Below are 16,783 nucleotides of genomic sequence, written 5' to 3'. Positions count from 1 at the left end.
TCACACGCCACCGGTATCGTCAGCACCCTTGCTCAGGGACCCACAACAGCCATGCACAACACCCCATGGAGCCGACTGGAGGCGATGATGGCGCTGCTATCGCCCGCCGCCCGCCAGGGCACCGGCCCCCTGGCGAGGCTGATGCGCGAAGGCGGGCTGTACTGCGTGTTCCAGCCCCTGGCCGACCTGCGCGAGGGCCAGGTGTACGCGCATGAGGCGCTGATCCGGGGGCCGCAGAACACCCCCTTGCACACCCCCGACAAACTGCTGGAGCTGGCCCGGCACGAGGGCATTCTGCAGGACTTTGAGCTGCTCTGCGTCTACACCGCCATGGAGCAATGGGGGCGACACGACGCGCCGGGCCGGCTGTTTGTGAACATCAGCGCCGATGCGCTGGTGCATGGCGTCCAGCTGATCGGAGCTACCGAGCTGGGCAACACCGTGCGCAGCCTGGGCCTGAGCGCCCGCATGCTGGTGCTGGAAATCACCGAACACGAACGCGTGACCGACATGCCCCAGCTGCGCCAAGCCATCAAGGCCGTACACGCCTGCGGCGCGCGGCTGGCGCTGGACGACTTTGGCGACGGCCGCTCCAGCCTGCGGCTGTGGTCCGAGGTCAAACCCGACTTCGTGAAGATCGACAAATACTTCATCCGCGACATCAGCGACCACCCCGAAAACCTGCAGATGCTGCAGGCCATCAAGGGCATTGCCGACGTGTTCGGCACCCAGCTCATTGCCGAAGGCATCGAAACCCGCGACGACCTGCGCGCGCTGCGCGACCTGGACATCCCCCTGGGCCAGGGCTGGCTGCTGGGCCGCCCCGCCATGGCGCCGCGCGAGGCCGTAGACGACGCAGCGCTAGAGGTCATGCACGACCGCCGCGTGGCCGTGCTGCCGCACCTGGGCCAGACTGCGCGCCCGGGCATCCTGCGCAGCCTGCTGGTGGTGCAGGCGCCCACCGCAGCGCCCGCCACCAACAACGACGCCGTGGCCGCCCTGTTCCGCCAGCACACGGACCTGCATGCGCTAGCGGTGGTGGACGGGTCGCGCCCCGTGGCCCTCATCAACCGCCAGCAGTTCATGAACCACTACGCCACGCCGTACTTTCGCGAGGTGCATGGCCGCAAGTCCTGCCTGGCGTTTGCCAACCTGGCGCCGCGCGTGGTGGAGCTGGACTGCGATGTGGACCAGCTCGTGGGCATCCTCACGTCGCAGGACCAGCGCTACCTGAGCGACGGCTACATCGTCACCGACAACGGCCGCTACCTGGGCCTGGGCACCGGCGACCAGCTGGTGCGCGCCGTGACCGAGACCCGCATCGAGGCCGCGCGCCACGCCAACCCGCTGACCTTTTTGCCCGGCAACATCCCCATCAGCCTGCACATCCAGCGCTTGCTGGAAAGCGGCACCGAGTTTGTGGCCTGCTATGCGGACCTGAACAACTTCAAGCCCTTCAACGACCACTACGGCTACTGGCGCGGCGACCAGATGATCCGCCTGGTGGCGCGCCTGGCTACGGCGCACTGCGATGCGCGCAGCGACTTCGTGGGCCATGTGGGTGGGGACGACTTCATGCTGATCTTTCAGAGCAGCAACTGGCTGCAGCGCTGCAAGAACATCGTGGACGAGTTCGCACGCGAGGCCATCACACTGTTTGACGACAGCGCCCGGCTGGCTGGCGGCATCCAGGCCGAGGACCGGCATGGCGTGCAGCGGTTCTTCCCGTGCACCACGCTGGCCATCGGCGCCGTGCGCATCACGCCCGGGCGCTTTCGGCATGCCGAAGAAGTGGCCAACCTGGCTGCAGTGGCCAAGCATGAGGCGAAGCAGGCATCCACGGGGGTGGTGCTGCATGGCGGGTTTACCGAGTCGAGCCTGGGGGCGCTGGCTGCGACGCGGGCGCTGCAGGATGTGTTGGCGGCGTAGGGACTGTTTGGACCGCGTCCCAAGGACGCGACGCCGATGCAAAACCGCTGTTCTAGCACAGCGACAGTCGGCCATTGACGCTGCAGGGCTTGTGGCAAACAAGTCCGCTTCGGGCCCTGAGCTGTCTTTCGGAAGTGCCACCCAGGTTTTTGCGGTCTAATTTTCGTTGGGCGTCGCTTGGAGGTGCTTGTGAGTAGCTGGCTAAGAGTTCTGTTATTCGGGTTTGTCGCCGCTTTCGGAGTTTTGGCGGCTTTCCTTTTCGTAAAAGGGGAACTGAAAGCTGCTGTGGGGGCATGTATTCCCGTGGCCCTTGCCGCCCCCTTGCTACTGGAAGCCTGGCGCCCTGGTAAATATGTGTTGCGCAAACCAGCGGATGGTTCTCCCGACAACCTGTTTACCCGTCTTAGGCAGTTCCGCATCGATCACCCCGGAGTCGATGGCGCCCTCATTTCGTGGGGGTTAACGGCGCTCGCGCTCACGCTGGTCGGTGCTTTCCTACTGCGTCTTATTCGAGCGTTTTCTCCGTGGTGATCGAATGACTTCGTGCCGGCCAACCCATCATTCCACCGGACCTGCGCAGAGAACCGCGCTGGCGGATGAATTCAAACGTTGAGCGTCCGCTTTCACCGGCCACCATCGGCAACTCTTGGCCGATTGCTGCCGCCGCACTCAACGCCCTCAAGGCCCCGTAGGCGCCCCCGCCTCAAACCACTTCCCAATCAGCGCCCGCTCAGCGTCGGTAATACCCGTCGCATTGTTCATGGGCATGAGCTTTTGTACCACGGCCTGCTGGTAAATGGCTTGGGCGTGTTGCTTCACGCTGTCGGGCGAATCAAGCCGCAGGTTCTTCATCTGCACCGCAGCGCCGTGGCACATGTAGCAGCGCTGCTCCAGCACCGCTTGCACGGCCTTGAAGTCATTTTGGCCGCTAGCGCCGGTTTTGTCTGCACTGGCAGCTCCTGAAACAGGAGCGTTCGCCGCAGGAGCGGCCACCGGCGCGGGGCGCATCCACACGATGGCACCGACGATCACGGCCACACCCACCAGGGCGTAGGGCAGCGGGTTGCCGTTGCGGCCCAGCTTGTAGCCGTGGCGCATCACGAAGAACTGGCGAATGGCCGCACCGGCGAACATCATCAGGATCAGCACCAGCCAGTTTTGCGGGTGGCTCCAGGTGAAGCTGTAGTGATTGCTCAGCATGGCAAACAGCACAGGCAGCGTGAAATAGGTGTTGTGCACGCTGCGCTGCTTGCCGCGCTTGCCATGGATCGGGTCCACGGGCTGGCCGGCCTTGATCTGGCTGATGACAGTGCGCTGGCCGGGGATGATCCAGAAGAACACGTTGGCGCTCATGGACGTGGCGATCATCGCCCCCACCAGCAGGAAGGCTGCGCGGCCCGCAAACCAGTGGCAGGCCAGCCAGGAGGCCACGCACACCAGCACCAGCACGAGGGCACCCACGATGGCGTCGCCGTTCTTGCGCTGGCCGAAGATGCGGCAGATGGCGTCGTACAACAGCCAGAACACCACAAAGAAGCCCAGCGCTACCACGATGGCGGTGGCGGGTGCCCAGTCCATGCGCGACTTGTCGATGAGGTAGGTACTGGCGCTGTAGAGGTAGGACACCGTGAACAGCGCAAACCCGCTGATCCAGGTGCTGTAGCTCTCCCAGAAGAACCAGTGCAGGTGTTTGGGCAATTGCGGCGGAGACACCGCAAACTTGACCGGGTGGTAGAACCCGCCGCCGTGCACGGCCCAAAGCTCGCCGCTCACGCCTTGTTTCTTGAGGTCTTCGTCCTCGGGCGGCGTGAGGCTGCTGTCCAGAAAAACGAAGTAGAACGACGAGCCGATCCAGGCGATGGCCGTAATGACATGGACCCAGCGCAAAAGCAGGTTGGCCCAGTCGAGAAAATAGCTTTCCATATCTCAACCTTGGCAGCGCGCACGCGCTGCAACAGCAAACCTGCTCACCACTGCGGGCGCTCTGAGCAGACATTGAGGTCGCGCACCTTGGCCAGTGGGTTGCTGGCCGGGACACCGCTGCGACCGGTACATCAAAGTGTATGCAGGAATTGTTCCCGATTCCAGCCCCAACCTGGGGCATCTGGGGCCGGAATTACCCTCATTCCCCAGCCTTTGGCGCTGGCTGCAGCGTCTGCAGCAACTGCGCTGCCACGGCCACGGCAATCACCTCGGGCTCCTTGCCGCCAATGCCGGGAATGCCGATGGGGCAGGTCACCTGCGCCAGCTCCTCGGGCGCGAACCCGCGCCCATGCAGGCGGTTGCTGAAGGTGGCCCACTTGGTCTGACTGCCGATCAGCCCGATGAAAGGCAGGTCGCCCTGCTCGCGCTGGCGGCGCAGGCAGGCGGCCACCACGTCCAGGTCCTCGGCATGGCTGAAGCTCATGATCAGCACGCGGCTGCCGGGTGCCAGGCGGGGCACGGCGAGTTGCACCGGCTCGGAGTGTTCGCAGACCACACCTTCGGGCGGGTCGGAAGGGAAAATGCCGTCCCGGCTGTCGATCCAGGTCAGCGCAAAAGGCAGTGGCGCCAGCACGCGGGCCAGCGCGTGGCCCACATGCCCGCCGCCAAACAAGGCCACTGGATGCAGGCGGGGCGCCAATCGCTGGGCCAGGCCTGGTGAGTCTTGCGCTGCGAGCAACTCAAACCCGAGGTGCACCACCCCGCCACAGCACTGGCCCAGCGCCGGGCCCAGCGCAAACCGCATCGGCCCCGGCGCGGTGACCGGCCCACCCGCCAGGCGGCGGCGTGCTTCGGCAATCGCCTGCAGCTCCAGATGCCCGCCGCCGATGGTACCCACCAGCTGGTCGGCGAACACGGCCATCCAGGCGCCGGGCTCCCGGGGCACGGACCCTTGGGTAGACTCCACGGTCACCAGACAGGCTGGCGCGGCCCCCAGGCCCTCCAGCAGCATTTGCAAATTTGTCACCGCGATCCTTTTCGTGACGGACGCAAAACGGGCCTTGCCAGCGGCTCACCCTCCGGTGAGGCGGCTCTTACAGCCCCCATTGCGACCGTCGTCATTTTGTAACGTACCACCTTCGCCGCTGGGTTATCGTGCCCGCAGTCTCAGGAACCTTTCACACCATGCCCGACACGCCCTCTCCTCGCTCCACCGGAAAGCGCAGCCACTGGATGCTGGCAGGCATCATGGCCGTGGGCGCAGCGCTGGTTTCGGCCTGCAAGTCCCCGCCAGAGCCCACGCCAGCCCCCGCGCCCGACAGCGTCCCGTCCACCGGGCCGGATGCCAGCGGCGTCAAGGGCCCCGTGCCCGCCACCGCCGGGTCAGCGCGCCCCTCGGCCGCTGCCACGCCACTGGCCTACCGCCAGGATGCCGCCACGCACCTGTATGGCCTGAACCGCGAGCGCATCTTCAAAGGCAAACTGCCGCCGCAGCTGTATGCCATCGGCGTGCTGCAGCTCGACATCGACCGCGCGGGCAAGATCACCCGCCTGCACTGGATGCGCGCCCCGCGCCATGCCCCCGAGGTGGTCACCGAGATCGAGCGCACAGTGCGCGCTGCGGCCCCCTTCCCAGTCCCCGCCCGCTTGGGCAAGGTCACCTACACCGAGACCTGGCTGTGGGACAAGAGTGGGCACTTTCAGCTCGATACGCTGACCGAAGGGCAGCTGTAGCGCCCCCTGAGCGGCCAGGCCGCTTCCGCCTTCTGGCAGCGCTTGCTACGAGCCCCGGTAGGTCGAATAGCTCCAGGGGCTGACCAGCAGCGGCACGTGGTAGTGCTGGTCGGCGTGCGCAATGCCGAAGTCCAGGCTCACCTGGTTCAGAAAATTGGGTTCGGGCAGCTGCACGCCCCGGGCCTTGAAATAGCCCGCCACATCAAAGCGCAGCCGGTACGTGCCGGTGCGCAGGCTGGCGTTGTCGAACAGCGGCGCATCGGTGCGGCCGTCATGGTTCAGCACCAGGCGCTTGATGAGGGTGGCGTTGTCGCCGTCGGTGGAATACAGGGCCACTTCCATACCGGCCGCAGGGCAGCCGTTCATGGTGTCAAGAACGTGGGTGCTCAATCCCATGGGGGAATCTCCTGAAGTAAGAGTCTGTCCAATCGGCGACGATTGCCAGATCGCAGTGTGTAGACCAAAAGTGTATACACTTTTCTCCATCCACCGTATCATGCAGCCATGGAATCTTCCTCCACCAGCGCCATCGTCGAAGCGCTGACCCGCGCCATCGTAGAACACCGCCTGCAACCCGGCACCAAGCTGGCCGAGCAAAAGCTGGCCGACCACTTTGGCGTGTCGCGCACGCTGGTGCGCCAGGCGCTGTTCCAGCTGGCGCAAAACCGCCTGGTCACGCTGGAGCCCGCGCGGGGCGCATTTGTGGCGACGCCCTCGGTCGAGGAGGCGCGCCAGGTGTTTGCCGTCCGCCGCATGCTGGAGACCGAGATGACCCGCGCCTTTGTGCGCAGCGTGACGCCCGCCAAGCTCAAGGCCCTGCGCGCCCACGTGGCCAGCGAGAAGGCCGCCATGGGCACCCACGACGCCAGCACCCGTACCGAGTTGCTCGGCGACTTCCATGTGCGCATGGCCGAACTGATGGGCAACGAGGTGCTGGCGCAGATGCTGGGCGACCTGATCTCGCGCTGTGCCCTCATCACGCTGATGTACCAGTCGGCCAGCGCGGCCGAGCACTCGCACGAGGAGCATGCCGACATCGTGGCGGCCCTGGCCGCGCGCGACGAGGAGCGCGCGGTGGCCCTGATGCAAAGCCACCTCGAACATGTCGAAGCCAGCCTGACCTTTGACCGCAAGCGCCCGGCCAGTGACCTGGCCGCCGCATTGGCCTCTTGAAAACCACCCCACCATGATCTACGACACCACCCAGGCCTACCCCCGCGACCTCATCGGCTACGGCAAGACACCGCCCCACGCCCAGTGGCCCGGTGGCGCGCGCATTGCCGTGCAATTCGTCCTGAACTACGAAGAAGGCGGCGAAAACGCGGTGCTGCATGGCGATGCGGGCAGCGAGCAGTTCCTGTCCGAAATGTTCAACCCGGCCAGCTACCCCGAGCGGCACATGAGCATGGAGGGCATCTATGAATACGGCTCGCGTGCTGGCGTGTGGCGCATCCTGCGCGAGTTTGAAAAGCGCCAACTGCCCCTCACGGTGTTTGGCGTGTCCACAGCCCTGCAGCGCCACCCCGATCTCACGGCAGCCTTTGTGGAGTTGGGCCACGAGATTGCCTGCCATGGCCTCAAGTGGATCCATTACCAGCACATCCCCGAAGAGGTGGAACGCGCCCATATGCAAGAGGCGATGGATATCATCCAACGCATGACGGGCGCAAGAGGAAGTTCGCAAGACCATGTACATGGCCTGGGCTGGTACACCGGCCGCGACAGCCCCAACACCCACCGCCTGGTGGCTGACTACGGTGGCTTTGAATACGACAGCGACTACTACGGCGACGACCTACCCTTCTGGATGAAGGTGCAAAAAACCGACGGCAGCGTGGTGCCTCAGCTCATCGTGCCCTACACGCTGGACTGCAATGACATGCGCTTTGCGCTGCCCCAGGGCTACTCGCACGCCGACCCGTTCTTCCAGTACATGAAGGACACCTTCGACGCGCTGTATGCCGAGGGCGACCCGGCCGGCGACAACGCGCCCAAGATGATGAGCATTGGCATGCACTGCCGCCTGCTGGGCCGCCCGGGCCGCATCACGGCGCTGCAGCGCTTTCTGGACCACATCGCGCAGCACGACAAGGTGTGGGTGGCCCGCCGTATCGACATCGCGCGCCACTGGAAGGCCGTGCACCCCTACCCCACCACAAAGGCCTGACGACCATGGCATGGACCCTTGACCAACTGAACGCTGCCACGCCCGCGCAGGCCCTGGAGGCGCTGGACGGCGTGTACGAGCATTCCCCCTGGATTGCCGAACAGGCGCTTGCCCAGCGGCCGTTTCGCTCGCTGGCACACCTCAAGCACGCCCTGGCTCACGCGGTGCGCACCGCCAGCACCGAGGCGCAGCTGGGCCTGATCCGCGCCCACCCCGAACTGGCGGGCAAGGCAATGGTGGCGAAAAGCCTCACCGCCGAATCGACCAACGAGCAGTCCAAGGCGGGCCTGACGCAGTGCACGCCCGAAGAATTTGCGCGCATCCAGCAGCTCAATGCGGACTACAACGCCCGCTTTGGCTTCCCCTTCATTCTGGCCGTGCGCGGTCCGCGCGGCGCGGGGCTGAACAAGCAGCAGATCATCGATACCTTTGCGCGGCGGCTCGACAACCACCCGGAGTTCGAGGTGGCAGAGGCCTTGCGCAACATCCACCGCATCGCCGAGATCCGCCTGAACGACAAGTTCGCCGCCGAACCTGTGCTGGGCAATGACGTGTGGGACTGGCATGAAAAGCTGGCCGAACACTCCGACCCCGGCTTTGCCGAAAAGGGCCAGCTCACCGTCACCTACCTCACCGACGCCCACCGCGCCTGCGCCCAGCGCATCAGCCACTGGATGCGCGACTGCGGCTTTGACGAGGTCGAGGTGGACGCCGTGGGCAACGTGGTGGGACGGTATCGCGCCGCCACACCCGGTGCCAAGTACCTCATGACCGGCTCGCACTACGACACCGTGCGCAACGGCGGCAAGTACGACGGGCGCCTGGGCATTTTTGTGCCCATGGCCTGCGTGCGCGAACTGCACCGCGCGGGCAAGCGTCTGCCGTTCGGCATCGAGGTGATTGCCTTTGCCGAAGAAGAAGGCCAGCGCTACAAGGCCACCTTCCTGGGTTCGGGCGCGCTCATCGGACACTTCAACCCCGCTTGGCTGGACCAGAAGGATGCCGACGGCGTGACCATGCGCGCGGCCATGCAGCACGCGGGGCTTTGCATTGACGACATCGCCAAGCTGCAACGCGACCCGGCCCAGTACTTGGGCTTTATTGAAGTCCACATCGAACAGGGCCCGGTGCTCAACGAGCTGGACCTGCCGCTGGGCGTGGTCACCTCCATCAACGGGGGTGTGCGGTTTGTGGGCGAAATGATCGGCACCGCCAGCCACGCAGGCACCACCCCCATGGACCGCCGCCGCGATGCGGCCGTGGCGGTGGCAGAGCTGGCGCTGTACATCGAGCAGCGCGCCGCCCAGGACGGAGACTCGGTGGGCACGATAGGCCTGCTCAACGTGCCCGGCGGCTCCATCAATGTGGTGCCGGGACGCTGCCAGTTCAGCCTGGACCTGCGTGCGCCCACCGACCCGCAACGCGACGCGCTGGTGCGCGATGTGCTGGACCACCTGGGCCAGATCGCCGCCCGGCGAGGCCTGCGCTACACGCTGGAAGAATCCATGCGCGCCGCCGCAGCCCCCAGCGCACCGGCGCTGCAGCACCATTGGGAGCGCGCGGTGGACCACCTGGGCGTGCCCGTGTTCCGCATGCCCAGTGGCGCAGGCCACGATGCGATGAAGCTGCACGAAATCATGCCGCAGGCCATGCTGTTTGTGCGCGGAGAAAACTCCGGCATTAGCCACAACCCGCTCGAATCCACCACCAACAACGACATGCAACTGGCCGTGGACGCCTTCACCCAGGTGCTGCACCAGCTTGCCGAGGAACAACAACCATGACCACCCCGAACCACCACGCCGCGCTGGACGCCTGGATCGACCAGCACTTTGACGAAGAAGTGCGCTTTCTGCAGGCCCTCGTGCGCGTGCCCACCGACACGCCCCCGGGCAACAACGCGCCCCACGCCGAACGCACGGCAGAGCTGCTGAAGGACTTTGGCTACGAGGCCGAAAAGCATGCCGTGCCCACTGCCGATGTGCAGGCCTACGGCATGGAGTCCATCACCAACCTCATCGTGCGCAGACCATACGGCAGCGGCGGCAAGACCATCGCCCTGAACGCCCACGGCGACGTGGTGCCGCCCGGCGAAGGCTGGACGCACGACCCCTACGGCGCCGAGATCGTCGATGGCGCCATGTACGGCCGCGCCACCGCCGTGAGCAAGAGCGACTTTGCAAGTTTCACCTTTGCGGTGCGTGCTCTCGAAGCCGTGGCCAGGCCCGCCCAGGGCGCGGTAGAGCTGCACTTCACCTACGACGAAGAGTTTGGCGGTGAACTGGGCCCCGGCTGGCTGCTGCAAAAGGGGCTGACCAAGCCGGACCTGATGATTGCCGCGGGCTTCAGCTATGAAGTGGTCACCGCCCACAACGGCTGCCTGCAGATGGAAGTGACGGTGCACGGCAAGATGGCCCACGCCGCCGTGCCCCACACCGGCGTGGACGCCCTGCAGGGCGCCGTGCACATCCTGAACGCGCTGTACGCGCAGAACGATGAGTACAAGAAGGTCACGTCCAAGGTCGAGGGGATCAAGCACCCCTACCTGAACGTGGGCCGCATCGAGGGCGGGACCAACACCAATGTCGTGCCCGGCAAGGTGATGTTCAAGCTCGACCGCCGCATGATCCCCGAAGAAAACCCGGTGGAGGTCGAAGCCACCATCCGCCGCGTGATCGAACAGGCCGCAGGCGAGCGCGCCGGTATCAGCGTGGAGATCAAGCGCCTGCTGCTGGCCAACGCGATGACGCCGCTGGCGGGCAACAAGCCCCTGGTCGATGCGATCCAGCAACATGCCCAAGCCGTGATCGGCGAACCGGTCCCGGCCGTGGGCACGCCGCTTTACACCGATGTGCGCCTGTATGTGGAGCGCGGCATTCCCGGCGTGATCTACGGCGCCGGCCCCCGCACCGTGCTCGAATCGCACGCCAAGCGCGCCGACGAGCGCCTGCAGCTCGAAGACCTGCGCCGGGCCACCAAGGTGATCGCGCGGACATTGAGCGACTTGCTCGCCTGAAGGCCCGCAGGGTATTGAGGTTGAATCATGCATGCAGCACATCAGTGCTGCGCTGCAATGTCATGACTAGATTGCCTCTGACAGCCCCTTGACCAACCTACACTGGCGCGGGCGCATCCATCGACTGGGTGCGCCCGTTGTCATTTCCAGATTCCATACACCAGGAGATATCCCATGAACATTCGCCATACGCTGCTGGCTGGCAGCGTTGTGCTGGCCCTGGCCAGCCTCACGGCCTGCGGCAGCACGCCGCCGGTGGCCAAGGCTCAGCCGGTAGCCGCAGTACAGCAGACCGCCTCTACCCAGGCCGCCAGCGCAGCCTACGACTTCGACATGGATGTGTTCCACCCCGTGGTGGCACGCAACGGCATGGTGGCCACCGAGCAGGAACTGGCCTCGCAGATCGGCCTGGACATCCTCAAGGCCGGTGGCAATGCGGTGGATGCCGCCGTCGGCATTGGCTTTGCGCTGGCCGTGGCCCTGCCCAACGCAGGCAACCTGGGCGGCGGCGGTTTCATGATGGTGCACGACGCCAAGACCGGCAAGAGCGTGGCCCTGGACTTCCGCGAAGTAGCACCCATCAAAGCCACGCGGGACATGTACCTGGATGCCAAAGGCAATGTGGTGGACGGCAAGTCGCTGTACACCCACTACGCCGTGGGCGTGCCCGGCACCGTGGCCGGTATGGAACACGCGCTCAAGAGCTGGGGCACCCTGCCCCTGTCGCGTGTGATCGCCCCGGCCATCGAGCTGGCAGACAAGGGCTTCCCGGTGAGCGAAACGCTCGCCAAGATCCTGCAGCAAGAGAAGAAGAACATGGGCAAGTGGCCCGCCACCCAGGCCATCTTCTGGAAGAACGGCGAACCGCTGAAGGTGGGCGACCCACTGGTACAAAAAGACTTGGCGCAGTCCATGCGCCTGATTGCCCAGCAGGGCGCCAAGGCGTTCTACGAAGGCGAGATCGCCCAGAAGATCGCGGCCGAAATGGCACCCCACGCGGGCGCCATCACGCTGCAGGATTTGCGCGAGTACAAGGTGGTGGAGCGCGCACCCACGCGTGGCACCTACCGCGGCTACGAGATCGTGACCATGCCCCCACCCTCCTCGGGCGGCCCGCACTTGGTGCAGATTCTGAACATGCTGGAGCCGCTGCCCCTGGCCCAGTGGGGTCCCAACAGCGCGCAGACCATCCACCACATGGCCGAGAGCAGCAAACTGGCGTATGCCGACCGCTCCGAATACCTGGGCGACCCGGATTTCGTGAAGATCCCGCTCAAGGGCCTGACCTCCAAGCGCTATGCCGAATCGCTGGCCAAGGGCATCGACCCCAACCGCGCACGCCCGGCCAAGGAGATCAAGCCCGGCCAGCCCCAGCCGTATGAGAGCGACCAGACCACCCACTACAGCGTGGTGGACAAGGCGGGCAACGCCGTGGCCGTGACTTATACGCTCAACACCAACTTCGGCAGCGGCATCGTGGCCAAGGGCACAGGCATCCTGCTCAACAACGAGATGGACGACTTCTCGGCCAAGCCCGGCGTGGCTAATGCCTACGGGCTGGTCGGCGGTGACGCCAACGCCGTGGCCGCCAAGAAGCGCCCCCTGTCGTCCATGACGCCCACCTTGGTGCTGAAGGACGGCAAGCCCACGCTGGTGACCGGCAGCCCCGGCGGCGCGCGCATCATCACCACGGTGCTGCAGACAGTGGTCAACACCATCGACTTTGGCATGAACCCCGCCGAGGCCGCTGCCGCACCCCGCGTACACCACCAGTGGACGCCCGACGAGCTGCGCGTGGAAAAGGGCCTGTCGCCCGACACCATCGCCCTGCTCAAGCAGCGCGGTCACAACATCGCGGTCAAGCCCTCAATGGGCCGCACGCAGACCATCCAGATCCGCGGTGGCGCGCTGTACGGCTACTCGGACCCGCGCAACCCCGACGGCAAGACCCTCGGCTACTGATTGCCAGGGTCCGCCTAATGCGGGCTAACTGCGCCTGTCAGCCTTTGCAAGGCCACGCCCTCTAAAGGTGTGGCCTTTTTTCATTGAGCCCTTCGCGACAGCATGCGGGCATACCCTCATACGCCGCCCTTCAGACTTGCCTACATTTCTTGTATGCAAGATTTGCGTTCAAAAAGCTACTGAAGGAGTTGGCATGCCCCGGTTTTTCAAATCCCTTTTTGGCCAGGTGGTGCTGGCCTTGATAGCCGGTGTGGTGGTGGGCCTGGTGTGGCCCGACACCGCCATCGCGCTCAAGCCCCTGGGCGACGGCTTCATCAAGCTCATCAAGATGCTGATCCCGCTCATCGTGTTCTGCGTGGTCGTGCACGGCATCGCCGGCACGGGCGACCTGAAGCGGGTGGGCCGGGTGGGCGTCAAATCGCTGATCTACTTTGAGGTGGTCACCTCCATCGCCCTGGTGCTGGGCCTGGCGCTGGCGTTCTGGTTCGAGCCCGGTGTGGGCATGAACGTGGACCCCAAGGCGCTCGACCCCAAAGCCATGGGCGCCTATGCCGAGAACGCCAGCAAGCTCACTGGCGGCGGCTTCACCGACTTCTTGCTCAAGCTCATCCCCACTACCGCCGTGAGCGCGTTTGCCAACGGCGATGTGCTGCAGGTCCTGCTGTTCTCCATCGTTTTTGGCTGCGCCCTGGCATTGATCGGTGAGCGCGGGGCGCGGGTCACCGGCCTGATCGATGACCTGTCGCATGTGCTGTTCAAGACCATGGGTCTGATCATCAAGCTGGCTCCGCTGGGTGTGCTGGGGGCCATCGCCTTCACCGTGGGCAAATACGGCCTGGGCTCCCTCAAGCAGCTGGGCATGCTGGTGGCGCTGTTCTACGCTGCGGTAGTCATTTTCGTCGTGGTGGTGCTGGGCCTCATCATGCGGGTGTCGGGCTTCAGCCTGTTCAAGCTGCTGCGCTATCTGCGCGAGGAGCTGGCCGTGGTGTTTGCCACCACGTCGTCCGACAGCGTGTTGCCGCAAGTCATGGCCAAGCTCAAGCACATGGGCATCCGCGACTCCACCGTGGGCCTGGTGATCCCCACCGGCTACTCGTTCAACCTGGACGCGTTCTCGATCTACATCACGCTGGCGGCCGTGTTCATCGCCCAGGCCACCAACACGCCGATTTCCATGGCCGACCTGCTGACCATCCTGGCGATCTCGCTGGTCACCTCCAAGGGCGCACACGGCGTACCCGGCTCGGCCATCGTCGTGCTGGCCGCCACCTTGCAGGCCATCCCTGCCATTCCGGCGATTGGCCTGGTGCTGGTGCTGTCGGTGGACTGGTTCATGGGCATCGCCCGCGCGCTGGGCAACCTCATTGGCAACTGCGTCGCCACCGTGGCCGTGGCGGCGTGGGAGGGCGACATCGACCGCGAACGCGCCCATGCCGTGCTCGACGGCCGCGAGCCACCCATGCCACGCGCCTGATCGGGCACCGCACCTTTGCAGCACGCGACAATCCGGCCATGAGCATCAACCAGACCCAGATCGCCCAGCAGGTGGTGGAATCCATCCTCGCGCAAAAACTCTCGCCCGGCGAGCGCCTGGGCGAGCAGGAGCTGGCCGATCTGTTCGGCGTGAGCCGCACGCTGGTGCGCGAGGCCCTGATGCAGCTGCAGGCACGGGGCTTTGTGGAAGTGCGCTCGCGCCGGGGCTGGTACGTGGTGGAGCCTTCGGTGGAGGATGCGCGCGACGCGTTCTCCGCCCGGCGCATCATCGAATCAGGCATCCTGGCCGATGCGGGCCGACCGCTGCAAAGCGTGACCCGCCGCCTGCGTGCGCACATCGCCGACGAACAACAGGCCATCGAAGGGGCGGACGCTGCCACCCGCGCCTTTCTGCTCGCAGACTTCCACGTCTGCCTGGCCGAGGCGATGGGCCACCGCAGCCTGAGCGACATCCTGCGTGACCTCACGGCGCGCACCACCCTGGCCGCATCGCTCTACCAATCGCAGCACGCGGCCAGCCAGTCCTGCGCCGAACACGCCGCCATCGTCGAGGCGCTGGAGGCCGGCAACACCACCCTGGCCCGCGAGCGCATGCTGGCCCACATCGGCCAGGTGGAAGGTGCCCTCAACCCCGGCCAGCCGCTGGTGCGCGACCGGCTGCGGGAATCGCTGGCGCCGCTGACCAGCCCACGCACCAAGGCGGCAGCTACGGACCCGGGCTAGCCACACCGAAGGCACCCAGGCCACCCACCGTCCAACCGCCTCCACCACGGCAGGCGGGAAATTGCTGCGTCCCTAAGGGTTAACCGGGATAAGCGCGTCCGGTCATTTTGTATACGATTTTTGTATGGACATTTGTGCACCATCCGGTGCCCGTGTTCCTTTCGTATTCACACCCCCAACCCGCCGAAGGACACCCATGAACCCGCCCGTACACCCCGTGGACGAACACCTGCCCCTGGGGCGACTGACGGCGCTGGGCCTGCAGCATGTGCTGGTGATGTATGCGGGCGCCGTGGCGGTGCCGCTCATCGTGGGCCGCGCGCTCAACCTCACGCCCGACCAAGTGGCCAAACTGATCTCGGCCGACCTGTTTGTGTGCGGGCTGGTCACGCTGATCCAGGCGCTGGGCGCCTCGCGCTGGTTTGGCATTCAGCTGCCGGTGATGATGGGGGTGACCTTTGCCTCGGTGGCGCCCATGATTTCGATGGCGCAGAGCACGGGTGGCACGGCCGGGGCCGGGCTGATCTTTGGCTCGGTGATCGGCGCGGGTGTGATCTCCATCCTGATCGCACCGCTGGTCAGCCGCATGCTCCGCTTCTTCCCGCCCGTGGTCACCGGCACCATCATCGCAGTCATCGGCATCAGCCTGATGCGCGTGGGCATCAACTGGATCTTTGGCAACCCCGTGGGCCCCACAGCGCCCAGCGTGCCCAACCCCGAGCACCTCAAATGGCTGGCAGAGGCGCAGGCAGCGGCGGGTGCACCCGGTTCATCGCTGCCGCCGGTCCCCAAGGGCTTTGCCGTGGTGCCCACGGTGCCCAACCCCAAGTACGCAGACCTGACCGGTGTGGGCATCTCGGGCCTGGTGCTGCTGTCCATCTTGCTAATTGCCAAGTTTGCCAAGGGCTTCATTGCCAACATCTCGGTGCTGCTGGGCATCGTGATCGGCGCGGTGGTTGCCGTGGGCATGGGGCTGATGAACTTCGACAAGGTGGCCAAGGCGCAGTGGTTTGACCTGGTGCTGCCGTTCGAGATTGCCGGCCCCGTGTTCGACCCCATCCTGATCCTGACCATGACCCTGGTGATGATCGTGGTCATGATCGAATCCACCGGCATGTTCCTCGCCCTGGGCGAGATGACCGACCGCAAGGTGGACCAGGCCGCCCTCACGCGCGGCCTGCGCACCGACGGCCTGGGCACGCTGCTGGGCGGCATCTTCAACACCTTTCCGTACACCAGCTTCTCGCAGAACGTGGGCCTGGTGGCCGTCACCGGCGTCAAGAGCCGCTTTGTGTGTGTGGCCGGCGGTGTGATCCTGATCGTGCTGGGTGTGCTGCCCAAGATGGCCGCGCTGGTCGAGTCGCTGCCCACCATGGTGCTGGGCGGCGCGGGGCTGGTGATGTTCGGCATGGTGGCGGCCACGGGCATCCGCATCCTGGGCGGGGTGGACTTCAAGACCAACCGCTTCAACGCCATGATCGTGGCCGTCTCCATCGGCGTGGGCATGGTGCCGCTGATCGCGCCCAACTTCCGCCAGTGGATGCCGCATGCCATCCACCCCTTGATCGAATCCGGTATCCTCCTGGCCTCGATCACGGCGGTGGCCCTGAACGTTTTCTTCAATGGCGCCAGCCGCGACACCTCCGCCGCTGTCAACGCCGCACGCCAGGCCGACGCCCACTAGCATCCCGCCTGCCCGCTGCCGAAAACCCGCCACCGCCCGCGTGGCCCGCCCCCTGTCCGCCACGGCTGTCAGGGGGTTTTGGCTTTAGAGCCTGTTCAAAGTCTTTTTGGAGATCGCATTGGAGTGCAATCGGGAGGAGTGGATGCGTCGG

The 16,783-nt window shown here is 65.5% G+C and carries 13 protein-coding genes; 10 read left to right on the top strand and 3 right to left on the bottom strand.

The window, feature by feature from the left end; translation table 11 throughout:
• Positions 1-51: 51 nt before the first annotated feature.
• Positions 52-1,929 (top strand): phosphodiesterase, encoded by a 1,878-nt coding sequence (locus tag C380_RS05375; protein ID WP_015012874.1) that lies wholly within the window; start codon positions 52-54, stop codon positions 1,927-1,929.
• A gap of 678 nt (positions 1,930-2,607) precedes the next feature.
• Here C380_RS05375 and C380_RS05370 read toward each other — a convergent pair.
• Positions 2,608-3,852 carry a urate hydroxylase PuuD gene (locus C380_RS05370; RefSeq protein WP_015012873.1) on the bottom strand — a complete coding sequence of 415 codons (1,245 nt, stop codon included), beginning with the start codon at positions 3,850-3,852 and terminating at the stop codon, positions 2,608-2,610.
• Between the two features lie 199 nt (positions 3,853-4,051).
• A complete protein-coding gene (gene xdhC, locus C380_RS05365) occupies positions 4,052-4,879 on the bottom strand; it encodes a xanthine dehydrogenase accessory protein XdhC (RefSeq protein ID WP_015012872.1) in 828 nt (275 codons plus the stop codon).
• Positions 4,880-5,037: 158 nt separating this feature from the next.
• Between xdhC and C380_RS05360 the strand changes: the two genes are divergently transcribed.
• Positions 5,038-5,586 (top strand): hypothetical protein, encoded by a 549-nt coding sequence (locus C380_RS05360; RefSeq protein WP_015012871.1) that lies wholly within the window; start codon positions 5,038-5,040, stop codon positions 5,584-5,586.
• 45 nt (positions 5,587-5,631) lie between these two features.
• Here C380_RS05360 and uraH read toward each other — a convergent pair whose 3' ends face one another.
• Positions 5,632-5,982 (bottom strand): hydroxyisourate hydrolase, encoded by a 351-nt coding sequence (gene uraH / locus C380_RS05355; protein WP_015012870.1) that lies wholly within the window; start codon positions 5,980-5,982, stop codon positions 5,632-5,634.
• A 108-nt stretch (positions 5,983-6,090) separates the two neighbouring features.
• On the opposite strand from uraH, the gene C380_RS05350 reads away from it, so the two are divergent.
• From C380_RS05350 to C380_RS05315, 8 genes are all read left to right on the top strand, one after another.
• A complete protein-coding gene (locus C380_RS05350; protein ID WP_015012869.1) occupies positions 6,091-6,759 on the top strand; it encodes a GntR family transcriptional regulator in 669 nt (222 codons plus the stop codon).
• A 13-nt stretch (positions 6,760-6,772) separates the two neighbouring features.
• Positions 6,773-7,753 carry an allantoinase PuuE gene (gene puuE / locus C380_RS05345; RefSeq protein WP_015012868.1) on the top strand — a complete coding sequence of 327 codons (981 nt, stop codon included), beginning with the start codon at positions 6,773-6,775 and terminating at the stop codon, positions 7,751-7,753.
• A gap of 5 nt (positions 7,754-7,758) precedes the next feature.
• Positions 7,759-9,537 carry a 2-oxo-4-hydroxy-4-carboxy-5-ureidoimidazoline decarboxylase gene (uraD, locus tag C380_RS05340; RefSeq protein ID WP_015012867.1) on the top strand — a complete coding sequence of 593 codons (1,779 nt, stop codon included), beginning with the start codon at positions 7,759-7,761 and terminating at the stop codon, positions 9,535-9,537.
• Positions 9,534-10,769: an ArgE/DapE family deacylase gene (locus C380_RS05335; RefSeq protein WP_015012866.1), complete on the top strand. Its 1,236-nt coding sequence runs from the start codon at positions 9,534-9,536 to the stop codon at positions 10,767-10,769. The genes uraD and C380_RS05335 overlap by 4 nt, the downstream gene beginning before the upstream one ends.
• Positions 10,770-10,943: 174 nt before the next feature.
• The gene (gene ggt / locus C380_RS05330) at positions 10,944-12,731 is read left to right on the top strand and encodes a gamma-glutamyltransferase (RefSeq protein ID WP_015012865.1); all 1,788 of its coding nucleotides are present in this window, start codon (positions 10,944-10,946) and stop codon (positions 12,729-12,731) included.
• Positions 12,732-12,924: 193 nt separating this feature from the next.
• Positions 12,925-14,205 carry a C4-dicarboxylate transporter DctA gene (locus C380_RS05325; RefSeq protein ID WP_015012864.1) on the top strand — a complete coding sequence of 427 codons (1,281 nt, stop codon included), beginning with the start codon at positions 12,925-12,927 and terminating at the stop codon, positions 14,203-14,205.
• A gap of 38 nt (positions 14,206-14,243) precedes the next feature.
• Complete coding sequence (locus C380_RS05320; protein ID WP_015012863.1) at positions 14,244-14,948, top strand: GntR family transcriptional regulator; 705 nt, start codon at positions 14,244-14,246, stop codon at positions 14,946-14,948.
• A gap of 196 nt (positions 14,949-15,144) precedes the next feature.
• Positions 15,145-16,632, top strand: coding sequence for a nucleobase:cation symporter-2 family protein (locus C380_RS05315; protein WP_015012862.1), 1,488 nt, complete (start codon positions 15,145-15,147; stop codon positions 16,630-16,632).
• Positions 16,633-16,783 lie beyond the last annotated feature (151 nt).

This window comes from Acidovorax sp. KKS102, assembly GCF_000302535.1.
Lineage (GTDB): Bacteria > Pseudomonadota > Gammaproteobacteria > Burkholderiales > Burkholderiaceae_C > Acidovorax.
Note: the sequence above shows the minus strand (reverse complement) of the source record. Positions and strands in the feature narration are given on the sequence as shown.

What these genes read in the sequence shown, in the direction of transcription:
- C380_RS05350 (WP_015012869.1), top strand. Translation starts at nt 6,091, where the DNA reads ATGGAATCTTCCTCCACCAGCGCCATCGTCGAAGCGCTGACCCGCGCC.
- C380_RS05335 (WP_015012866.1), top strand. Translation starts at nt 9,534, where the DNA reads ATGACCACCCCGAACCACCACGCCGCGCTGGACGCCTGGATCGACCAG.
- C380_RS05375 (WP_015012874.1), top strand. Translation starts at nt 52, where the DNA reads ATGCACAACACCCCATGGAGCCGACTGGAGGCGATGATGGCGCTGCTA.
- ggt (WP_015012865.1), top strand. Translation starts at nt 10,944, where the DNA reads ATGAACATTCGCCATACGCTGCTGGCTGGCAGCGTTGTGCTGGCCCTG.
- C380_RS05325 (WP_015012864.1), top strand. Translation starts at nt 12,925, where the DNA reads ATGCCCCGGTTTTTCAAATCCCTTTTTGGCCAGGTGGTGCTGGCCTTG.
- C380_RS05360 (WP_015012871.1), top strand. Translation starts at nt 5,038, where the DNA reads ATGCCCGACACGCCCTCTCCTCGCTCCACCGGAAAGCGCAGCCACTGG.
- C380_RS05320 (WP_015012863.1), top strand. Translation starts at nt 14,244, where the DNA reads ATGAGCATCAACCAGACCCAGATCGCCCAGCAGGTGGTGGAATCCATC.
- uraD (WP_015012867.1), top strand. Translation starts at nt 7,759, where the DNA reads ATGGCATGGACCCTTGACCAACTGAACGCTGCCACGCCCGCGCAGGCC.
- puuE (WP_015012868.1), top strand. Translation starts at nt 6,773, where the DNA reads ATGATCTACGACACCACCCAGGCCTACCCCCGCGACCTCATCGGCTAC.
- uraH (WP_015012870.1), bottom strand. Translation starts at nt 5,982, where the DNA reads ATGGGATTGAGCACCCACGTTCTTGACACCATGAACGGCTGCCCTGCG.
- C380_RS05315 (WP_015012862.1), top strand. Translation starts at nt 15,145, where the DNA reads ATGAACCCGCCCGTACACCCCGTGGACGAACACCTGCCCCTGGGGCGA.
- C380_RS05370 (WP_015012873.1), bottom strand. Translation starts at nt 3,852, where the DNA reads ATGGAAAGCTATTTTCTCGACTGGGCCAACCTGCTTTTGCGCTGGGTC.